General features: G+C 49.7%; 23 protein-coding genes. 14 read left to right on the top strand and 9 right to left on the bottom strand.

The window, feature by feature from the left end:
- Positions 1 to 3: 3 nt before the first annotated feature.
- The 6 genes from ibaG to mlaF are packed head-to-tail and all read right to left on the bottom strand — an operon-like array spanning position 4 to position 3,294.
- Positions 4 to 261, bottom strand: coding sequence for a BolA family iron metabolism protein IbaG (gene ibaG / locus RN22_RS13035; RefSeq protein WP_002537320.1), 258 nt, complete (start codon positions 259 to 261; stop codon positions 4 to 6).
- A 2-nt stretch (positions 262 to 263) separates the two neighbouring features.
- Positions 264 to 587, bottom strand: a complete 324-nt coding sequence (locus RN22_RS13030; RefSeq protein WP_046304895.1) for a lipid asymmetry maintenance protein MlaB — start codon at positions 585 to 587, stop codon at positions 264 to 266.
- Positions 584 to 1,231 (bottom strand): phospholipid-binding protein MlaC, encoded by a 648-nt coding sequence (mlaC, locus tag RN22_RS13025; RefSeq protein ID WP_046304893.1) that lies wholly within the window; start codon positions 1,229 to 1,231, stop codon positions 584 to 586. The genes RN22_RS13030 and mlaC overlap by 4 nt, the downstream gene beginning before the upstream one ends.
- Positions 1,232 to 1,236: 5 nt before the next feature.
- Entirely contained in the window at positions 1,237 to 1,713 is a 477-nt protein-coding gene (gene mlaD / locus RN22_RS13020; RefSeq protein WP_002537314.1) for an outer membrane lipid asymmetry maintenance protein MlaD, read from the bottom strand.
- A 4-nt stretch (positions 1,714 to 1,717) separates the two neighbouring features.
- Positions 1,718 to 2,488 (bottom strand): lipid asymmetry maintenance ABC transporter permease subunit MlaE, encoded by a 771-nt coding sequence (gene mlaE / locus RN22_RS13015; protein ID WP_192815500.1) that lies wholly within the window; start codon positions 2,486 to 2,488, stop codon positions 1,718 to 1,720.
- An 8-nt stretch (positions 2,489 to 2,496) separates the two neighbouring features.
- A complete protein-coding gene (gene mlaF, locus RN22_RS13010) occupies positions 2,497 to 3,294 on the bottom strand; it encodes a phospholipid ABC transporter ATP-binding protein MlaF (RefSeq protein ID WP_046304891.1) in 798 nt (265 codons plus the stop codon).
- A 400-nt stretch (positions 3,295 to 3,694) separates the two neighbouring features.
- On the opposite strand from mlaF, the gene RN22_RS13005 reads away from it, so the two are divergent.
- The 13 genes from RN22_RS13005 to RN22_RS12945 all read left to right on the top strand — a co-directional run bounded on the left by RN22_RS13005 (position 3,695) and on the right by RN22_RS12945 (position 14,235).
- Positions 3,695 to 4,657 (top strand): calcium/sodium antiporter, encoded by a 963-nt coding sequence (locus RN22_RS13005; protein WP_002537311.1) that lies wholly within the window; start codon positions 3,695 to 3,697, stop codon positions 4,655 to 4,657.
- 5 nt (positions 4,658 to 4,662) lie between these two features.
- Entirely contained in the window at positions 4,663 to 5,634 is a 972-nt protein-coding gene (locus RN22_RS13000; RefSeq protein WP_369700100.1) for a KpsF/GutQ family sugar-phosphate isomerase, read from the top strand.
- The gene (gene kdsC, locus RN22_RS12995) at positions 5,634 to 6,191 is read left to right on the top strand and encodes a 3-deoxy-manno-octulosonate-8-phosphatase KdsC (protein ID WP_046304888.1); all 558 of its coding nucleotides are present in this window, start codon (positions 5,634 to 5,636) and stop codon (positions 6,189 to 6,191) included. The genes RN22_RS13000 and kdsC overlap by 1 nt, the downstream gene beginning before the upstream one ends.
- Complete coding sequence (gene lptC, locus RN22_RS12990; RefSeq protein ID WP_046304886.1) at positions 6,188 to 6,754, top strand: LPS export ABC transporter periplasmic protein LptC; 567 nt, start codon at positions 6,188 to 6,190, stop codon at positions 6,752 to 6,754. Before kdsC ends, lptC begins: the two co-directional genes overlap by 4 nt.
- Positions 6,735 to 7,244 (top strand): lipopolysaccharide transport periplasmic protein LptA, encoded by a 510-nt coding sequence (gene lptA, locus RN22_RS12985; RefSeq protein ID WP_002537307.1) that lies wholly within the window; start codon positions 6,735 to 6,737, stop codon positions 7,242 to 7,244. Before lptC ends, lptA begins: the two co-directional genes overlap by 20 nt.
- Before the next feature lie 6 nt (positions 7,245 to 7,250).
- On the top strand, positions 7,251 to 7,976 hold the full coding sequence (lptB, locus tag RN22_RS12980) for an LPS export ABC transporter ATP-binding protein (protein WP_002537305.1): 726 nt from the start codon (positions 7,251 to 7,253) through the stop codon (positions 7,974 to 7,976).
- A gap of 75 nt (positions 7,977 to 8,051) precedes the next feature.
- Positions 8,052 to 9,542 (top strand): RNA polymerase factor sigma-54, encoded by a 1,491-nt coding sequence (locus tag RN22_RS12975; protein WP_046304884.1) that lies wholly within the window; start codon positions 8,052 to 8,054, stop codon positions 9,540 to 9,542.
- Positions 9,543 to 9,568: 26 nt separating this feature from the next.
- Complete coding sequence (gene hpf / locus RN22_RS12970; RefSeq protein ID WP_002537302.1) at positions 9,569 to 9,856, top strand: ribosome hibernation promoting factor; 288 nt, start codon at positions 9,569 to 9,571, stop codon at positions 9,854 to 9,856.
- Positions 9,857 to 9,858: 2 nt separating this feature from the next.
- Entirely contained in the window at positions 9,859 to 10,302 is a 444-nt protein-coding gene (gene ptsN / locus RN22_RS12965) for a PTS IIA-like nitrogen regulatory protein PtsN (protein WP_002537300.1), read from the top strand.
- A 20-nt stretch (positions 10,303 to 10,322) separates the two neighbouring features.
- Positions 10,323 to 11,174 carry an RNase adapter RapZ gene (gene rapZ / locus RN22_RS12960; protein WP_002537298.1) on the top strand — a complete coding sequence of 284 codons (852 nt, stop codon included), beginning with the start codon at positions 10,323 to 10,325 and terminating at the stop codon, positions 11,172 to 11,174.
- Positions 11,171 to 11,446 carry an HPr family phosphocarrier protein gene (locus RN22_RS12955; RefSeq protein WP_046304882.1) on the top strand — a complete coding sequence of 92 codons (276 nt, stop codon included), beginning with the start codon at positions 11,171 to 11,173 and terminating at the stop codon, positions 11,444 to 11,446. Before rapZ ends, RN22_RS12955 begins: the two co-directional genes overlap by 4 nt.
- A 132-nt stretch (positions 11,447 to 11,578) precedes the next feature.
- Positions 11,579 to 12,946 (top strand): magnesium transporter, encoded by a 1,368-nt coding sequence (gene mgtE / locus RN22_RS12950; RefSeq protein ID WP_046304880.1) that lies wholly within the window; start codon positions 11,579 to 11,581, stop codon positions 12,944 to 12,946.
- Between the two features lie 236 nt (positions 12,947 to 13,182).
- Complete coding sequence (locus tag RN22_RS12945; protein WP_046304878.1) at positions 13,183 to 14,235, top strand: acyltransferase; 1,053 nt, start codon at positions 13,183 to 13,185, stop codon at positions 14,233 to 14,235.
- 59 nt (positions 14,236 to 14,294) lie between these two features.
- Here RN22_RS12945 and pmbA read toward each other — a convergent pair whose 3' ends face one another.
- Positions 14,295 to 15,635: a metalloprotease PmbA gene (pmbA, locus tag RN22_RS12940; RefSeq protein WP_002537291.1), complete on the bottom strand. Its 1,341-nt coding sequence runs from the start codon at positions 15,633 to 15,635 to the stop codon at positions 14,295 to 14,297.
- 137 nt (positions 15,636 to 15,772) lie between these two features.
- On the opposite strand from pmbA, the gene yjgA reads away from it, so the two are divergent.
- The gene (yjgA, locus tag RN22_RS12935) at positions 15,773 to 16,303 is read left to right on the top strand and encodes a ribosome biogenesis factor YjgA (protein ID WP_046304876.1); all 531 of its coding nucleotides are present in this window, start codon (positions 15,773 to 15,775) and stop codon (positions 16,301 to 16,303) included.
- A 44-nt stretch (positions 16,304 to 16,347) separates the two neighbouring features.
- Here the strand turns inward: yjgA and tldD are convergent, their stop codons facing one another.
- Positions 16,348 to 17,793, bottom strand: coding sequence for a metalloprotease TldD (tldD, locus tag RN22_RS12930; RefSeq protein ID WP_046304874.1), 1,446 nt, complete (start codon positions 17,791 to 17,793; stop codon positions 16,348 to 16,350).
- An 81-nt stretch (positions 17,794 to 17,874) separates the two neighbouring features.
- Positions 17,875 to 18,693: a carbon-nitrogen hydrolase family protein gene (locus RN22_RS12925; protein WP_046304872.1), complete on the bottom strand. Its 819-nt coding sequence runs from the start codon at positions 18,691 to 18,693 to the stop codon at positions 17,875 to 17,877.

The raw sequence follows: 18,693 nt of genomic DNA, 5'->3' as shown, positions 1-18,693 counted from the left end.
AACTTATAGCGGTTGCATCAGTTTTTTGTCGCGCGCCCACTCAGTTGGGGTCAGCGCTTTGATGCTAAGAGCATGGATTGCATTGGTTCTGATGTGTTCCATCAGTGGGCCATAAATAGTCTGCTGTTTCTTCACGCGTGACATGCCATCGAACATATCGCCAACTGCGATCACTTCGAAGTGACTGCCGTCACCTTTTACATGGATTTCTTCCAGCGTTAGAGCTTGCTCTAGAATGGCTTTGATTTCAGTAGGTTCCACAACTATTCCCCGTCAACCGATGCACTTTCATCAGTAAAAAGACTTTCCACGTTGCTCAGCTGCAGCAAGACGCTAAGCTGCGAAGGAGTGTTACTCAACATCAGGGTTTGTTGTCTGTCGTTGAGTTCTTGCTGCAAGTGGAGCAACATTGCCATACCCGCCGAATCGACACGTTTTAACGAAGACAGATCGAGTACAACCTGCTTGTCTGACGGCAGCCAATCGGCGCGGCGGCTCCAAAATGCTGGAACTGTGTCACGATCAAGCTCTCCTGACAAGCAGTAATGCCCATTTGTGAGTTGCTGAAGTGATAATGCTTCACTCACGATGCGCTCTCATCACGGGTAATAGGCGCTTTCGCGCGTTCAATCAGTTGTTTGGCGACGTCTTCGATGCCATTACGACGAAGTTCACCGCTCCATTCGCTGGTTTTGGTGTCCAGCATACTCACACCTTCAACCTGTACATCAAAGCCTTGCCACTCTTCCGTTTTGCCGTTTTTACGCAGGGCAAAATCCAGACGGATTGGTGGGCGGGCTTTGTCCAGAATATCAACGCGGACAGACACCACTTTACGTTTGGCATCTATTTTCTTAGCTGGTTCCACATTGATTTCCTGGTCGGTATATTGCGTCAAGATCTGGGCATACGATGCAACGAGATAGTCATAGAAAGCTTCAGTGAAAAGGTCTCGTTCTTCTTTGCTGGCTTTACGCGCCTGTGGGCCCAGCACTTTCAGTGCGGCGTAACGGACATTGATATATGGCATCAACTCCTCTTTGACAACAACGCGCAAAAGCTCTGGGTTTTCGATGTACTGATCTTTATCGGCTTTCAAGCGACTAAACGCGTTTTCCGCCACACTATTGATCAGAAGATACGGGTCTTTCGCATCAATTGGGGCCGCAAAAGAGACCGATGAAATCGCAACAGTCAGCGCTGCGAAAAGCGTAACAAACCACTTTTTCATGACTTTTACTCCTCAGACCCACCGACGCTGTAAAGGAACTGACCAATCAAGTCCTCTAATACCATCGCTGAGCGTGTATCTTCCAACAAGTCGCCATCCTGAAGGACATCAATATCCTCATCCAGAAAGCCAGGGCGAATACCAATGTACTGCTCACCCAGAAGCCCTGACGTCAGAATCGCCGCCGAGCTGGTTTCTGGGAAATAGCCATATTTGCGCTCAATGTCCATCGTCACGGTCGGAATATAATCCGGCGCCGTCAGAGCGATGTTACTAACACGACCCACCACAACGCCGCCCACTTTCACTGGAGAGCGAACTTTCAAACCACCAATGTTGTCGAAATGCGCTTCGAGCGAGTAGTGTTCAGAACGCGAAAAGCTTTTGACATCCGCGACCTGAAAAATGAGCAGCAGCACTGCGGCAATACCGGCTATAACAAATGTGCCTACCCAAAATTCTGTTTTTCGGTTTTGTTGCATTTAATTAGCTCCCAAACATCAGTGCCGTGAGGACAAAATCCAATCCCAACACTGCTAAAGACGAATGCACGACGGTACGTGTAGTGGCTCGGCTGATCCCTTCTGAGGTAGGGATCGCATCGTAACCATTAAACAAAGCAATCCAGGTCACGGTAATGGCAAACACCAGACTCTTAATAAAAGACTGTCCAATGTCGTAACCCAGCTCAACGGATGATTGCATCACCGCCCAGTAGCTGCCGTAATCAATACCTTTCCAGTCGACACCTACGAGCTGTCCGCCCCAGATGCCCACCATCATAAAAATCATCGCCAGAAGCGGCATGGAGATAACACCCGCCCAAAAACGTGGTGCAACCACACGGCGGAGCGGATCAACTGCCATCATTTCAAGGCTTGAAAGCTGTTCTGTTGCTTTCATTAAGCCGATTTCTGCCGTCAACGCTGAGCCTGCGCGGCCCGCGAATAAGAGTGCAGTCACGACCGGGCCAAGCTCCCGTAGTAGCGACAACGCTACCATTTGCCCAAGAGAACTTTCCGCGCCAAAGTCGGCCAGTACCAGATAGCCCTGTAGGCTCAATACCATGCCAATAAAGAGACCTGACACCATGATGATCGCCAGTGAGCGCACACCCACGGAATAAATCTGGGTCAGCAACAACGGGAACATTTTTCTTGGTTGAGGTTTGCCGATCAGCGCACCTAGCAGCACAAAGGTCGCACGTCCCATGGTCTGGGACACCGCCATCGCGCGGGCGCCGATTGCCTGCACCATGCTTACAATCACGAGAAAAGCTCCTGTTTGATATCTTTGGCCGGGTAACGAAACGGCACAGGACCATCAGCATCGCCTTGAAGAAACTGACTGACTCGGGGATCAGGATTGTCACGTAAAGACTGCGGAGAGCCCGATGCGATGATCTTGCCATCGGCCAGCAAATAGACATGATCCGCAATGCTCATCACTTCAGGCACATCGTGAGAGACCACAATAGAAGTCAAACCCAGTGCCTGATTGAGATTGCGGATAAGGGAAACCAAGACACCCATAGTGATCGGGTCCTGACCCACAAAGGGTTCATCGAACATAATCAGTTCGGGATCGAGTGCAATCGCACGAGCCAACGCCGCTCGCCTTGCCATGCCACCAGAAAGACTGCTTGGCATCAAATCGGCGGCGCCACGCAGGCCAACTGCCTCGAGCTTAAGCAGCACAATGGTTTTGATTAGAGACTCGGAAAGCTCAGTGTGTTCACGAAGGGGGAACGCAACATTATCAAAAACCGTCATGTCAGTGAACAGCGCGCCGGACTGGAAAAGCATGCTCATGCGCTTGCGCACATCGTAAAGCTTGCTTCTCGACAGTGTAGGAATGTTTTGACCAGCGAATTCGATGGTGCCATTTTCTGGCTGAAGTTGCCCGCCAATCAGTCTCAACAGGGTTGTCTTACCGATACCAGACGGCCCCATGATTGCCGTTACTTTTCCAACGGGAACAGTAAGGCTGACATTGTCAAAAATCACTCTCTCGCCACGCGAAAAAGTCAGGTTGTTCACTTCAACCAGGTTTATAGTACTCATCAAGGCCCTTTGACGTTGTTATCCTTGAGCGTTAATTGCCCGATCATAGAGGTGAGACAATGGCAAAACAAGTAATTGTACACCATTCATTTGCAAAATCTTTATTAGAAAACTATCAATTCTCAGACATTCGCTGTCTTTTCCTATATGCATCCACTGGAATTAAGATCACTCACTTTAGGCTAGAAACGGTCGCTCATTTTTACCTTTATTTTGTATGGTTTTTTATTATTTTGTGAATCAAAGACGAGGCTACACGCTGGAAGATACCTCACTGTCTGGCGAATAAAGAGAAGCTTGCTGAAACTCATCCGTCCTTTTCCTTCACTTTTACTCAATTAGCGGTCAAAATTGCCCTTTTGTATTGTTCTTAGCCCCAGCTAATTCTGAAGGTATCTAAATGTTTGAAGCGACCGCCATTCTCGTCGTGGGCTTGTGTTTGTTGGTATGGAGTGCTGACAGACTGGTCTACGGAGCAGCCGCTATCGCCCGTAATGTGGGCATTTCTCCACTCGTCATCGGTATGACTATTCTGGCCATGGGAAGCTCTGCGCCAGAAATGGTAGTGTCGGCAACCGCAGCATTAAGCGGGAAAACCGACACCGCAGTGGGTAATGTGCTCGGTTCAAACATTGCCAACATCGCCCTGATTTTGGGTGTAACAGCTTTGATTAAACCACTCGCTATCAGTTCCGGCATCCTCCGCCGCGAGTTACCGCTTATGTTAGGCGTGACTGTGCTGGCAGGCGCTATTTTGTGGAACAACTACCTGAGCTTTTTTGAAGGTGTGCTCCTCGCGGTGTTTTTTGCGGGCTTCCTGCTTTTGATGATGAAGTTTGGCCGTGAGAGTGGAGAAGAAGATCCTATGCTCGCTGAGCAGGAGTCTGAAATTCCTGAAGGCGTCAGTAACGTTTCCGCGGGTATCTGGGTTGTTGTTGGTCTGGTGCTTCTGATTTTCAGCGCAGACATGGTGGTTGATTCTGCCGTTATCATTGCAAAAGCCTTTGGTATGAGCGACCTGGTGATTGGTCTGACAATCGTCGCCGTCGGCACCAGCCTTCCTGAACTGGCAGCATCGATTGCCGGTGTGATGAAAGGCGAAGACGATCTGGCGGTGGGCAACATCATCGGCTCTAACATCTTCAATATTCTCGCGGTAATGGGCATTCCGGGTATACTGGCGCCATCGGCCATTAACCCGTTGGCGATGGATCGTGACTTTTATGTCATGCTCGCACTGTCTGTATTGCTGTTCCTGTTTGCAGTCGGTAAAGCGCGTACTATCAACCGCTGGGAAGGCATTGCACTTCTCGTTTGCTTCGTGGGTTACCAAGGCTACCTGTTCTCGCATCTTGCGGCATAACCGGACTGACTATGACTTTTGATTTTCGCCAAGCAGGCATTGCAACACTGAAAACTGAGCTGGACGCCATCGTCCAGCTTGAGCAGTACATCAATGAAGACTTTGATAACGCCTGCAAGCTTATTCTTGAAGCCAAAGGAAAAGTCGTTGTGATGGGCATGGGGAAATCCGGCCACATTGGTAACAAGATTGCTGCGACACTGGCAAGTACCGGCACGCCTTCTTTCTTTGTTCACCCTGGTGAAGCCAGCCATGGCGATCTGGGCATGATTGAAAAAGGTGATGTGGTTCTGGCGATTTCAAACTCCGGTGAAGCCTCGGAGATCATCACACTGTTGCCAGTGGTAAAACGCCGCGGTATTGCGCTCATCACCATGACGAGCAATCCTTCTTCAACCATGGCGCGACTGGCGCAAATCAACCTTTGTATCAAAGTACCAAAAGAAGCCTGCCCGATTGGACTTGCTCCCACTTCCAGCACCACAGCAACCCTCGTGATGGGTGATGCATTGGCGGTAGCACTGATGCAAGCCAAAGGCTTTACAGCCGACGATTTTGCCCTGTCCCATCCAGGCGGCGCATTGGGTCGCAAGCTATTGATGCGTATTGCTGATGTCATGCATTCCGGCGACAAACTGCCAAAAGTTGCGCCAAACGACTCCATCCGTGATGCGCTATTGGAAATGTCTGCCAAAGGCCTTGGCATGACCGCAGTTGTTGACGACAGCGACGCTGTGCTTGGTATTTTTACCGATGGCGATCTGCGCCGACTGCTGGATCAGCGTATCGACGTCCATACCACCGAAATCGGCGAAGTAATGGGCAAAAAGCCAACACTGATTGGCCCAGATGTACTGGCCGCTGAAGGCCTGAAGCTAATGGAAGAGAAGAAAATCAACGGATTGCTGGTCACAGATAATGACAAGCTGATTGGCGCACTGAATATGCACGATCTGCTGAAAGCTGGAGTGATGTAATGCAACCCATGACAGAAACCCTGTATGGCCCTGTATCTACTGAATTAGTGGAACGAGCCCGTGACATCAAATTGCTGATTTGCGATGTAGACGGAGTGTTCTCAGATGGCCGCATTTACATGGGTAATGATGGTGAAGAGCTGAAAGCCTTCCATACCCGTGACGGCTACGGCGTAAAATCGCTGATGAATGCCGGTGTCCAAATCGCCATCATTACTGGCCGCAAATCGGCCATCGTTGAACGTCGTATGGGCGCTTTGGGCATCCAGCATATTTATCAGGGGCAAGGTGACAAAGCCTCAGCTTATGAGGATCTCGTCAACCGCTTAGGCGTGCCTACTGAGCAAACAGCTTACATCGGTGACGATCTTATTGACTGGGCGGTCATGTCTCAGGTCGGCCTGTCTGTTTGTGTGAACGACGGCCATCCCCTTTTGGCTAAGCGCGCAGATTTGGTCACCCGCACGCCGGGTGGTTACGGTGCCGTGCGTGAAGTTTGTGATTTGATTCTTGAGGCGCGCGGCGAACTCGATGCGCATAAAGGGCTCAGTATATGATGTTGCAACGCCTTGGTATCGTTGCCCTTCTCGCCGTCTGTGGTTATGCCGGGTACTACCTGCTAACCCAACATTACTGGGAAGCAGAGGTACAAGTTGCACCGGATGCTGAAAAGCCCTTGTTTACGGCGGATAACATCAACTCCACCACTTACAACATGCAAGGGATCCGAAGCTACCGCATTGAATCTGTGCATGTAGAGAACTATCAGCAACTCGACGAGACCCACTTTAACGAGCCCGTACTTTGGACATATAGTAACGGGGAAGAGGAAGAGTGGCGTGTCAGTTCCGAGTTTGCAGTTCTTGAAGATACTAAAACCCTGGTGATGACGGGTCGGGTCAGGATTTTTAACCTGTTACCAGACGCTCAAATCAAAGTTGTCACCACTGAAGAACTTACTCTGGATCTCGTCACCCGTGATTTCTGGTCAGACACAGAAACTGAAATTACCGGTGTGGGTCTGCAAACCCGTGGCGAGAGAGTAAAAGGCAATTTTGGCTCCCACCAAATGGAACTGATTGACCAAGTGAAGAGCAGGTATGAACAACAAAAGAACTAAATTTTTTGCCATGGTATTGATGCTGTTGTCAGGCACTGCGATGGCGCTGTCAACAGATTCCGAGCAGCCAATCTATATTGATTCCGACTCGCAAAACCTCGACCTAAACACCAACACCGTGATTTTCACGGGCAATGTTTATCTGCGTCAGGGCTCTATCCGTCTGAATGCTGACAAAGTTGTCGTGACCCGCCCAAGTGGCGAGGAAGGTGTGGAAGTGATCGATGCCTACGGTAAGCCGGCCACTTTCGAACAGACCATGGATGATGGCAAAAAAATCAATGGTGAAGCGTTCGACCTTCGTTACGAAACCGGCAAAAGCTTCCTGACCATGAAGCGCAATGCCGTGTTGACTCAGGAAGGTGGTAACCAGGTAGAAGGCCAGAAGATCACCTACAACATCGACAAACAATTGCTGGTTGCAGAAAGTGATGACAGCAGTCGCGTCACGACCGTGTTGCAGCCACAGTCAAAACAAGAGAAGAACTAACTCTGCATGGCTATTCTCACCGCTAAAAATCTCGCTAAAAGCTATAACGGCCGTAAGGTTGTTACTGATGTTAGTCTTGAAGTGAAGTCCGGCGAGATTGTCGGACTGCTTGGCCCAAACGGCGCCGGTAAAACCACCTCTTTCTACATGATTGTTGGCCTGGTTGCGCGCGATGAAGGCATTATCAAAATCGACGATTTGGATATCAGTATCCAGCCAATGCACAACCGTTCCCGCATGGGTATCGGTTATCTGCCTCAAGAAGCATCTATTTTCCGCAAACTCAGCGTTTACGATAACCTGATGGCCGTATTGCAAACCCGTTCGGATTTGACCAAAGAAGAGCGTCAGGACAAAGCAGAAGATTTGCTGGATGAGTTTAACATCCAGCACATCCGTAACAGCATGGGCATGGCGCTGTCTGGTGGTGAACGCCGCCGCGTGGAAATCGCACGAGCATTGGCAGCTAATCCGAAGTTTATTCTTCTTGATGAGCCATTTGCGGGTGTTGACCCAATCTCGGTCATTGATATCAAGAAGATCATTGAGCATCTTCGCGATCGCGGTCTTGGGGTATTAATCACCGATCACAACGTACGTGAGACACTCAGTGTTTGTGAACACGCCTATATTGTTAGCCAAGGGCACTTGATTGCCCACGGCACACCTGATGAAGTGCTCAACGACGAGCACGTAAAACGAGTCTATCTCGGAGACCAGTTCAGGCTATAGTTATAGGAGAACGGTTGGCGAATCGCTCCTGTATATGCACTGATAATAGATAAAAGGAAAGGTGCCAGTATAACTATGAAACCCTCGCTTCAGCTCAAGCTTGGCCAACAACTTGCAATGACGCCCCAGCTGCAACAGGCAATTCGCCTGCTTCAGCTGTCGACGCTTGATTTGCAACAGGAGATCCAGGAAGCGCTGGAAGCTAATCCACTCCTCGAGCAAGACGAATACGCCGATAACAATATCGACGGCGATAGCGCGCAGGAGTTTGAGGGTGAAGAGAAAGTCAGCGCCTCCGCGTCAGAGTCCGAAACAGATGGCCCTGACACTATGGACAGTTCTGATGCCATGGGTCAGCAGGAAATGCACGACGACTTACCTGTCGACACCACCTGGGATGATTTTTATAGTGCCAATACTGGCAGCACAGGCATTTCCATCGGTGATGACACGCCCGTCTATCAAGGCGAAACCACCGAAACCCTCTACGATTACCTCAACTGGCAGCTCCAACTCACCCCATTTACCGAAGTCGATCTCGCCATTGCCACAGCCATCATTGATGCGGTAGACGACAAAGGCTACCTCACCGTTTCTGCGGAAGATATTCTCGAAAGCCTTGGCGCAGAAGAAGGTGAAGTAGAACTCGATGAAGTCGAGGCCGTACTCAAGCGTGTTCAGCAGTTTGACCCGCTGGGTGTCGCTTCCCGATCCCTTCAAGAGTGTTTGCTGATCCAACTGGCTGCGTTTGCCGAAGATACGCCTTGGCTGGCAGAAGCAAGAATGGTACTTCGTGAGCACATGAATCTGCTCGCGAACCGCGACTATCGCCAATTAATGAAAGACACCAAGCTTCGCGAGCCAGAACTCAAAGAAGTGATGCGTCTTATCCATAGTCTGGAGCCACGTCCGGGTAACCTCATCGTTACCAATGAAGCGGAATACGTGATTCCTGACGTTTCCGTGTTTAAAGACCGTGGCAAGTGGGTGGTGCAAATCAACCCGGATGCCGTGCCGCGCCTGAAGGTTAACCAGCAGTATGCGGCACTCACCAAAAACGGTTGCAGCGCTGCAGACAGCCAATTTATTCGCAGTCATTTGCAAGACGCCAAGTGGCTGATCAAAAGTCTCGAAAGTCGCAACGAAACGCTACTGAAAGTGGCGCGTTGTATTGTTGAGCATCAACAGGATTTCTTCGAATACGGTGAGGAAGCCATGAAGCCGATGGTTCTAAACGATATCGCGCTGGCCGTGGACATGCATGAGTCCACCATCTCCCGTGTTACCACACAGAAATATATGCACACACCACGTGGCATATTTGAATTGAAATACTTCTTCTCAAGCCATGTCAGCACAGACAATGGCGGTGAATGCAGCTCTACGGCAATCCGCGCGCTGGTGAAAAAATTGGTGGCGGCTGAAAATCCGGCCAAACCACTCAGCGACAGCAAGATTGCCACACTGCTGGCGGAGCAAGGGATCCAGGTCGCGCGACGAACGATAGCAAAATATCGTGAGTCTCTGGGTATTGCACCGTCCAATCAGCGCAAGCGCCTTATCTAGGCGTCTCAACCAAAAGGAAGATGTTTATGCAAATCAATCTCACCGGTCACCACGTTGAAATTACCGACGCTCTGCGAGACTACGTGACAACCAAGTTTGATAAGCTTGAGCGCTTTTTTGATCACATCAATAACGTTCATGTAGTGCTTAACGTCGAAAAACTGCAGCAGATTGCCGAAGCGACCCTGCATGTGAATAACGGCGAAATCCACGCAAAAGCCGACTCAGAAAACATGTATGCGGCGATCGATTCGCTGACCGATAAGCTGATTAAACAGTTAACCAAACACAAAGAAAAGATGAATCACCATTAATCATGGAACTCAAAGACGTACTCAAATTGGACTGCACCAAAAGTGCAGTCCTTTGTTCAAGTAAGAAACGTGCACTTGAAGTGATTAGCGAACTGGCTGCCAGCCAATTGGATCAAAACCCGCAAAAGCTGTTCGAGTGTATGCTTGGCCGAGAGAAAATGGGCAGTACGGGCATAGGGAATGGAATTGCCATTCCCCATGGCCGTATCTTCAACAGTGACCATGCCGTTGGAGTGCTGGTTCAGTGTGCAGAGCCTATCGAGTTTGATGCTATCGACAACCAACCTGTTGATCTGCTGTTTGCCCTGCTGGTACCGGATGACCAGTGTAAGGAGCACCTCAAGACCCTTTCATTGATTGCACAGAAGCTCGGTGACAAGCAGGTTTGCCGCCAACTTCGCAATGCAAGTTCTGACCAAGAGCTCTACGATATAATTACAGGATAAGCAGTTCAGGGACGCGCATCATGCAGCTTAAAATTGTCAGCGGCCGTTCAGGCTCCGGAAAGTCCGTTGCGCTTCGCGTACTGGAGGATCTGGGCTATTACTGCGTTGATAACCTTCCAGTTAACTTATTGCCGCAGTTTATCGCCGCGCAGAACGATCAAGACAGCCTTATCGCTGTCAGTATCGATATCCGCAATATGCCAGCCGATCCTGACGAAATTGCGCAGACACTGGCGAAACTGCCAAACGACGTCGACATTGATATTTTCTTCCTCGATGCTGACGACTCAGAGCTCGTTAAACGTTTCAGTGAGACCCGACGCCTTCATCCTCTAAGCCGCGATAACCTCTCCCTCGAGCAAGCTATTGAGCGTGAAAAGCAACTGCTGACCCCACTCAAAGAGCGCGCCGACAAAGTCATCAACACCTCTAAACACTCAGTGCATGACTTAAGTGAAGCGGTACGCTCATTGGTTTTGGGCCGCACCAATCGTGATTTGGTGATGGTGTTTGAATCCTTTGGCTTCAAGCATGGCCTGCCATCTGATGCAGATTACGTGTTTGATGTCCGGTTCTTGCCTAATCCACATTGGGAACCTGCATTGCGTCCACTTACGGGTCTCGATGAGCCGGTGAAAATGTTTCTCGCTGGCGAGCAGGACGTCGCTATGCTGATTGCTCAGGTCAAAAGCTTCCTTGAGTCCTGGCTGCCCGCGCTGGAAAACAATAACCGCAGCTACCTGACGGTTGCTATCGGCTGTACCGGCGGTCAGCACCGTTCCGTGTATATCGCGCAATACCTTGCCGATTACTTCGCCGCGACAGGCCATCAGGTTCAGGTTCGCCACCGCACTCTCGAAGGACAAGTATGAGTCAACTCAGCAAGGACGTATTGATCCGCAACCGTCTAGGGCTGCATGCCCGCGCTGCGGTTAAACTGGTCGAATTAGCACAAAGCTTTGATGCACAGGTGATGTTGACCAAAGATGAACAAACCGTCACCGCAGACAGCGTGATGGGCATTCTTCTTCTTGACTCCAGTCAGGGCGAACAAATCACAGTTTCAGCAGAGGGTTCCGAAGCGCAGCAGGCTTTTGAGGCCATTACTGCGCTCATTGAAGCAGGCTTTGACGAGGAGAACTAACCCTTCTCCTTCGTTCCCACAGAAACATTTTCTCATTTCCCACTCTTTTCCTTCTTAAACGCCAAAGACAGCTTTGGTTGTTTGCGTTAATATTCATGTCATTGCGTCACCCGCCGTCATACGGACACTCCCATGGCAGAGAATTACGAAGTAGAACAACCTAGCCAAACGCACCAAACGCTGCAGGAAGTCAGTCGCGCCCTCGAAAACGGTATGTTTGTTCATGTCCGTCGCATGCTCGAAGACATGGAACCCGAGGATATTGCGCACCTACTGGAAGCATCTCCACCGAAGAGCCGTCTGGTTCTTTGGCAGTTGACCGATCCTGAAGAGCAAGGCGAGATCCTCGAAGAGCTTTCTGAGGATGTGAAAGACGGCATCATGGTGCGAATGCAGCCTGAGCAGCTTGCCGCTGCGACAGAAGGCATGGACACCGACGATGTGGCTTACCTGCTTCGAAGCCTGCCCGATAACGTCTCTCAGGACGTCCTTTCACAGATGGACGCCCAGGACCGTGCGCGCGTTGAACAGGCGCTTGCTTATCCGGAAGAAACTGCCGGCGGGATGATGAACATCGACGTGGTGACCATCCGCTCGGATGTCACCGTTGACGTCGTATTGCGCTATCTGCGCATGCGCGGTGAACTTCCGGAAGCCACCGATGCCCTTTATGTTGTCGATGAGAACAGCCGCCTGATCGGTGAGCTGCCTATCACCACATTGCTCACCTCACAGCCCGACACTGAAGTGCTGGAAGTGATGGAAGACGTGGATGATGCGATTCCCGTCGACATGAGTGACAGCGACGTGGCCAGCCTTTTTGAGCGCCGAAACTGGGTTTCGGCTCCCGTTGTAGACGAAAACCACCAACTCGTTGGCCGTATCACCATCGATGATGTGGTAGATATCATTCGTGAAGATGCGGAACACTCAATGATGAGTATGGCGGGTCTGGATGACGAAGAAGACACCTTCGCGCCGGTATTGAAATCTGCCCGCAGCCGAAGCATTTGGTTGGGTGCCAATGTACTTGCTGCACTTGCTGCAGCCTCTGTTTCTAACCTTTTCGAAAACACGCTCGATCAGATGGCAGCCATTGCGGTCTTAATGACTATCGTTCCTTCCATGGGCGGTGTTGCCGGTAACCAGACCGTTGCACTCGTGATCCGTGGTTTAGCCGTCGGTCATATCGGTGACTCCAACACCCGTTGGCTGTTAAATAAAGAAGCACTGGTAGGTCTTCTCAACGGTGTAATTTGGGCCTGCATCATCGGCGGTGTCGTCGTACTTTGGAAAGGTAACCTGATGCTGGGCGGTATCATTGCTGCGGCTATGCTGACAAACCTCGTTGTCGCTGGTGTTGCCGGTGTTACCGTACCTATCCTTTTGAAGAAAATGAAAATCGATCCTGCCCTTGCGGGAGGTATGGCATTGACCACAATCACAGACATGGTTGGTCTTTCTGTATTCTTGGGATTGGCAACGTTATTTTTAATATAATTTTAAACTTATATTGACATTAATATAACAAACCTCCGCCAGGAGGTTTGTTATAGAACTAAAGTCACATCCCTCACATCGACTTTCCCCTCAAAAACATACTCCTCCTACTTTTTTAAAAATAAAAACCATCAAAAATTAATGCTAATAATTTTTCTAGACAATCAAGAATTAGACAAAATTCTTACCTGAACACAAGTAGAATTTTTGAAGGAATATTAATACAGGAGGTGATAATGTTCTTGCAATCCATCCACAACTATAGGGCTGTAGCAATCATCGCGATTGTAATGAGCCATGCTTATGTTTATGGTTTTGAAGACACGACTGGATTGTTCTCAGTTATTAAGAACATATTGACTGGTGGCACTGCACTTTTTGTTTTTATCTCTGGCTATATGTTTCATCATATTTTCTATAAGAGATATCAATACAAATCATTTATGAAAGGGAAGTTTGAAAGAATTATTGTTCCCTATCTCATTCTTACTTCGCTCGCTATACCGCTGGTTTATGTCATCAAATCCGGCTTCTTCGCCCCTGATGCGGACTATTACAGAATTGTATTTTTCTCTCCAGATGACAGCGCATTTTCAACAACCATTAAGTATTATCTAACGGGAAGAATGCTAACCGCTTATTGGTATATTCCGTTCGCCATTCTTTTATTTCTCGTTTCTCCACTTCATTTTAAATTTATTGAGCTATCCCGACGTACTCAAATCATAATCATTGCCTTATTCTCCGTTATTTCTATCTTCCTACACCGCTCTTATGAGAACATTAACCCAGTACAGATGTTGGTTTACTTCACGCCATTTTACTTGGCTGGTATCTACATTTCACTTTACCGCGAAGAAATCAATAAAAACTGTGGTGTGAAATCACTGGTTCTTCTTTCAGTAGCCGTTACATTGGCATTTTACCAATATACTCAGGGACACGAAGGGAGCTATTCAAAAAGCGTTTTCGAATATGCTGGTATGGACATTATGTTTATCCAGAAAATGTTTTTATCTATTGGGCTTTATTTCTTACTGGAAACCTTCGTTTTCAAAACCAAATTAACGGACCTGATATCCGATACCAGCTTTGCGATTTTCTTTATCCACCCATGGGTATTGACCACCATTAAAAGGCTACCATTCCTGAATCACCCGGAATCAACGAATATTCCGTACTATATGGTCACATGTTTTGCTGTGATCACCCTAAGCATGTTGATTGCCATTGCCTTGAACAAACTCCTGACAGGCAAAGTGAAGTCCCGCTATATCATTGGCTATTAACCAACAAAAAGCCACCTGACTAAGGTGGCTTTCTTCTCTCAGCATGTTCAGCGATGCGCTTACTCGCCGCCGACTTTCATTGATTCAATCAGGATTGAGCCGGTCTGGATTTGACTGCGGAACTCCGTATCTGCACCCACTGCCACAATCTGCTTGTACATATCCGCCAGATTACCTGCGATCGTGATTTCACTGACCGGATATTGGATTTCACCATTCTCGACCCAGAAGCCCGCTGCACCACGTGAGTAATCGCCAGTCACGATATTCACACCTTGCCCCATCAACTCGGTCACCATAAGGCCAGTACCCAGCTCTTTCAGCATTTGCTCAAATGACTGGCCGGTGTTTTTCACAAACCAGTTGTGAATACCACCAGCATGACCTGTCGGCTGCATGTTCAGCTTACGAGCCGCATAGCTGGTTGCCAGGTAGGTTTGCAACTCACCGCCTTTGATAATATCGAGATCGCGCGTCACCAAACCTTCGCTGTCAAACGGTGCACTCGCCATACCTTTCAAAATGTGTGGACGCTCGTTTATCTCAAACCAATCAGGCAGGATCTGATGACCCAGCTTGTCCAGCAGGAAGGAAGACTTACGGTAGAGATTCGAACCGCTGATACCCATCACCAAATGGCCAAGCAGGCCGGTTGCCACGTCAGCAGCAAACATCACCGGGAACTGCCCTGTTGCCAAGCGGCGCGGTTCCATGCGGGAGAGAGTGCGCTTAGCTGCCTCAATACCCACTTTTTCTGGTGCCCATAACTCATCTTTATCACGGGAAACGGTATAGCTGTAATCGCGTTCCATACCTTTACTGTCTTCCGCAATCACGCTGCAGCTGATGCTGTGACGACTGGAGGCATAGCTACCCAGCATGCCATGGCTGTTGCCATAGACGCGCACACCGTAGTGGCTGTCATAGCTGGCACCATCACTGAATTTGATGCGCTTGTCGTGATCCAGTGCTGCACGCTCGGCAGCAATCGCTTTTTCTGCTGCGTGATCCGGCTCTGGCTCATCCGGGTGGAACAGATCCAGATCCGGATAATCAAACGCCATCAGCTCTTTCGGGCCAGGGCCTGAGAACGGGTCTTCTGAGGTATAGTTGGCGATATCTAAAGCCGCTTCAACGGTTTGAGCTATCGCTTTTTCAGATAAATCAGAGGTAGAAGCACTGCCCTTACGGTTGCCGCGGTAAACAGTAATACCCAGCGCGCCATCGCTGTTGAACTCGACGTTTTCCACTTCGCACATGCGGGTAGATACACTGATGCCCGTGGTTTTGGTGATTGCTACCTCTGCCGCATCCGCTTTCTTTCCCGCCAACTCCAGCGCACGGGTCACCGCCGCTTCCAGCTCAGTACGTTGCTGAGCAACCTGTTGTTTCACGTCCATAAGGTCTTAAATTAATGAGTGTTGCTGATAAGCATACCACTCGAAAGGGCCGCAATGCTTAAAAAACACCAGCAAAATTCGACATTCTTGATAAGATACGCCGTTATCGAAACCGTCAAACAACCTCGGGAAGAATTATGGGCCGTAAGAACAAACGTGAGCCTTGGGAAGAGGAAGAAGAGATCATTTGGGTCAGCAAGACAGAAATGAAACGTGACATGGAAGAATTGCAGAAGCTGGGCGAAGAGTTGGTTGCTTTAAAACCTTCTGTACTGGCAAAGTTTCCGCTGGACGACGATTTGCGTGCAGCCATTTCTGACGCGCAACGCTTTGACAAAGAAGCCAAGCGCCGTCAAATGCAGTTCATCGGCAAACTGATGCGCGCCCGCGATCCCGAGCCTATTCAGGCGGCTTTGGATTTGCTGCGCAACAAGCACAGCCAACAGTCGATTGAGCTGCACAAAATGGAAAAGCTTCGTGATCGCGTCGTCGCAGAAGGTGATGCTGCCATTAACGATGTAGTGGCACAATACCCAAGTGCTGACCGTCAGAAGCTGCGTCAACTAGCCCGTCAGGCGAAGAAAGAGCAGGAAAGCAACAAGCCGCCAAAAGCTTACCGCGAAATCTTCCAGATGCTGAAAACGCTGAAAGCAGAGTCTGAAGACTAAAAAAGCCGGGGTTACCCGGCTTTTTTGTATTTCATCCTCAGCAATTACTCTGTGCCACCGACCGTCATCGCATCCAGCTTGAGGGTTGGCTGACCCACACCAACCGCCACACTTTGACCGGCTTTACCACAGACGCCAACACCACGGTCCAGCTTCAGGTCGTTACCGACCATAGACACCTGCTGCATGGCTTCAATACCACTGCCAATAAGCGTCGCGCCTTTCACTGGTGTGGTCACTTTACCGTTTTCGATTAAGTAGGCTTCACTGGTAGAGAACACAAATTTGCCAGAGGTGATATCCACCTGGCCGCCGCCAAAGTTAGGGGCATACAATCCATATTCCACGCTACTGATGATGTCTTCCGGCGTGCTTTCACCTGCCAGCATGTAAGTGTTGGTCATACGTGGCATTGGTAAATGTGCATAAGACTCACGACGGCCATTGCCCGTTGGCGCAACACCCATCAGGTGAGCGTTATGCTTATCCTGCATGTAACCTTTCAGGATGCCGTTTTCAATCAGCACGTTGTACTGGCCCGGCACACCTTCATCGTCAATGTTCAGCGAGCCACGGCGATCTTGTAAGGTGCCATCATCAACGATAGTACAAAGCGGCGATGTCACCTGCTCACCAATCTGGCCGGTAAATACAGACGACTCTTTGCGGTTGAAATCCCCTTCAAGGCCATGGCCCACCGCTTCGTGCAGCAATACGCCTGGCCAACCTGCGCCCAGCACCACAGGCATGGTACCGGCAGGTGCACCTTTGGCATGAAGATTCACCAGCGCCTGTCTGACTGCTTCATCGGCATAGTTCATCGCAACGGTTTTACCGTCTTCTTCTGAGGTGAAGTAGGTATAGGCAAAGCGACCACCACCACCGGCAGAGCCGCGCTCACGGCGGCCGTCTTTTTCCACCAGTACGCTGACAGAAAAACGGACAAGAGGGCGAACATCCGCAGCATAAGTGCCATCGGTTGCTGCAATCAATACCTGCTCGTATACACCTACAATGCTGACTGATACTTCCTGCACCAAAGGTTCTTTGGCACGGACATAAGCATCGACTTCTTTCAGCAGTGCGATTTTCTCCTCTTTGGACATGCTCTTCAGCGGGTCAATCGCCTGATAAATCATTGGGTATTGGCGTGAAGCAAACGCAGACACTTTTAGCTTTCCGCCTTTGTCTGCGATTCCGCGTGCCGCGGTCGCGCTTTGCATCAAAGCATCTGCATTGATCTGGTCTGAATAAGCAAAGCCGGTTTTCTCGCCAGTGATAGCTCGGACGCCAACACCACGATCAATGTTGAATGAGCCGTCTTTGATAATCGAATCTTCAAGCACCAGCGATTCGTGCCAGCACGACTGGAAGTAAACATCACCATAGTCGATGTTTCTTGCCGCCAAATGCTCAAGCGTTTGGCTTAATTGACTTTTACTGACACCGGAAAGGTGCAGCATGGTTTCTTCCACGTGTTCCAGGCTCATGAATAAACTGCTCTTTAGCGCTAAAAAAGGAATGTCCCGCAATCCAGTGTATTACGGGAGAGATATGGGTTCGAGACTGCGCTATTTCATCGCGCATTGCAACCGGGCATGCTGCATGACAGGCATTTTGCTCCGGATTGCGCTGTTAGACGCCAAATCGACATCGGCCCATGCCGTGCCAATTTGCTCATTAAGGGTAGTGACCACCTGCCCCCAAGGGTCAACAATCATCGAATGGCCGTAAGTTTCACGTCCGCCTTGGTGACTGCCACATTGCGCTGCGGCTAACACCCAGCATTGGGTTTCAATCGCGCGGGCTCTCAGCAACACTTCCCAGTGCGCCGCACCCGTGACTTTCGTAAATGCAGCTGGGACGACAATGATGTCTGCACCACGCTGGCGAAGCGCTGAATAAAGCTGCGGGAAACGCACGTCGTAGCAGATAGAAAGCCCAAGCGTGCCAAACGGAGTGTCGACCAATACCAAGTTGTCGCCGGACTTGAAAGTATCAGACTCACGGTAACTGCGGTGATTGTCAGCAATGTCGACATCGAACATATGCAGCTTCTCATAAGAGGCACGAAGGTTACCGGCGGCATCGTACACCAGACAAGTGGTGCTCAAGGTGCCATCGTTATTACGAATCGGGAATGATCCCATCACCAGCCAAATACCGAGTTCAAACGCTAACTGGGAAAGCTTCTTTTGCAAAGGGCCATGACCCAGCACTTCAGCGTGCTTGTCATAGTCTTCTTTGGTGCCAAACACCAGACAGTTTTCCGGTGTCAGCACCAATCGCGCACCTTGCGCTTTCAAATGCTTCAGCTGACCTTCCAGTACTTCGAGGTTTACTTCGGGATCCATCCCTGAATTCATTTGTACGACGCCAAATTTGGTCAT

Origin of the sequence: Grimontia sp. AD028 (genome assembly GCF_000973155.1) — a bacterium.
GTDB classification, from domain to species: Bacteria; Pseudomonadota; Gammaproteobacteria; order Enterobacterales; family Vibrionaceae; genus Enterovibrio; species Enterovibrio indicus.
This window is presented reverse-complemented; position numbering and strand designations above follow the sequence as displayed.

Coding starts and splice junctions, on each gene's coding strand:
- RN22_RS12975 (WP_046304884.1), top strand. CDS start 8,052: ATGAAACCCTCGCTTCAGCTCAAGCTTGGCCAACAACTTGCAATGACG.
- ptsN (WP_002537300.1), top strand. CDS start 9,859: ATGGAACTCAAAGACGTACTCAAATTGGACTGCACCAAAAGTGCAGTC.
- mlaE (WP_192815500.1), bottom strand. CDS start 2,488: ATGGTGCAGGCAATCGGCGCCCGCGCGATGGCGGTGTCCCAGACCATG.
- mlaF (WP_046304891.1), bottom strand. CDS start 3,294: ATGAGTACTATAAACCTGGTTGAAGTGAACAACCTGACTTTTTCGCGT.
- hpf (WP_002537302.1), top strand. CDS start 9,569: ATGCAAATCAATCTCACCGGTCACCACGTTGAAATTACCGACGCTCTG.
- rapZ (WP_002537298.1), top strand. CDS start 10,323: ATGCAGCTTAAAATTGTCAGCGGCCGTTCAGGCTCCGGAAAGTCCGTT.
- tldD (WP_046304874.1), bottom strand. CDS start 17,793: ATGAGCCTGGAACACGTGGAAGAAACCATGCTGCACCTTTCCGGTGTC.
- pmbA (WP_002537291.1), bottom strand. CDS start 15,635: ATGGACGTGAAACAACAGGTTGCTCAGCAACGTACTGAGCTGGAAGCG.
- mlaC (WP_046304893.1), bottom strand. CDS start 1,231: ATGAAAAAGTGGTTTGTTACGCTTTTCGCAGCGCTGACTGTTGCGATT.
- RN22_RS13005 (WP_002537311.1), top strand. CDS start 3,695: ATGTTTGAAGCGACCGCCATTCTCGTCGTGGGCTTGTGTTTGTTGGTA.
- mlaD (WP_002537314.1), bottom strand. CDS start 1,713: ATGCAACAAAACCGAAAAACAGAATTTTGGGTAGGCACATTTGTTATA.
- RN22_RS12925 (WP_046304872.1), bottom strand. CDS start 18,693: ATGACCAAATTTGGCGTCGTACAAATGAATTCAGGGATGGATCCCGAA.
- lptC (WP_046304886.1), top strand. CDS start 6,188: ATGATGTTGCAACGCCTTGGTATCGTTGCCCTTCTCGCCGTCTGTGGT.
- yjgA (WP_046304876.1), top strand. CDS start 15,773: ATGGGCCGTAAGAACAAACGTGAGCCTTGGGAAGAGGAAGAAGAGATC.
- kdsC (WP_046304888.1), top strand. CDS start 5,634: ATGCAACCCATGACAGAAACCCTGTATGGCCCTGTATCTACTGAATTA.
- RN22_RS12945 (WP_046304878.1), top strand. CDS start 13,183: ATGTTCTTGCAATCCATCCACAACTATAGGGCTGTAGCAATCATCGCG.
- RN22_RS12955 (WP_046304882.1), top strand. CDS start 11,171: ATGAGTCAACTCAGCAAGGACGTATTGATCCGCAACCGTCTAGGGCTG.
- lptA (WP_002537307.1), top strand. CDS start 6,735: ATGAACAACAAAAGAACTAAATTTTTTGCCATGGTATTGATGCTGTTG.
- lptB (WP_002537305.1), top strand. CDS start 7,251: ATGGCTATTCTCACCGCTAAAAATCTCGCTAAAAGCTATAACGGCCGT.
- mgtE (WP_046304880.1), top strand. CDS start 11,579: ATGGCAGAGAATTACGAAGTAGAACAACCTAGCCAAACGCACCAAACG.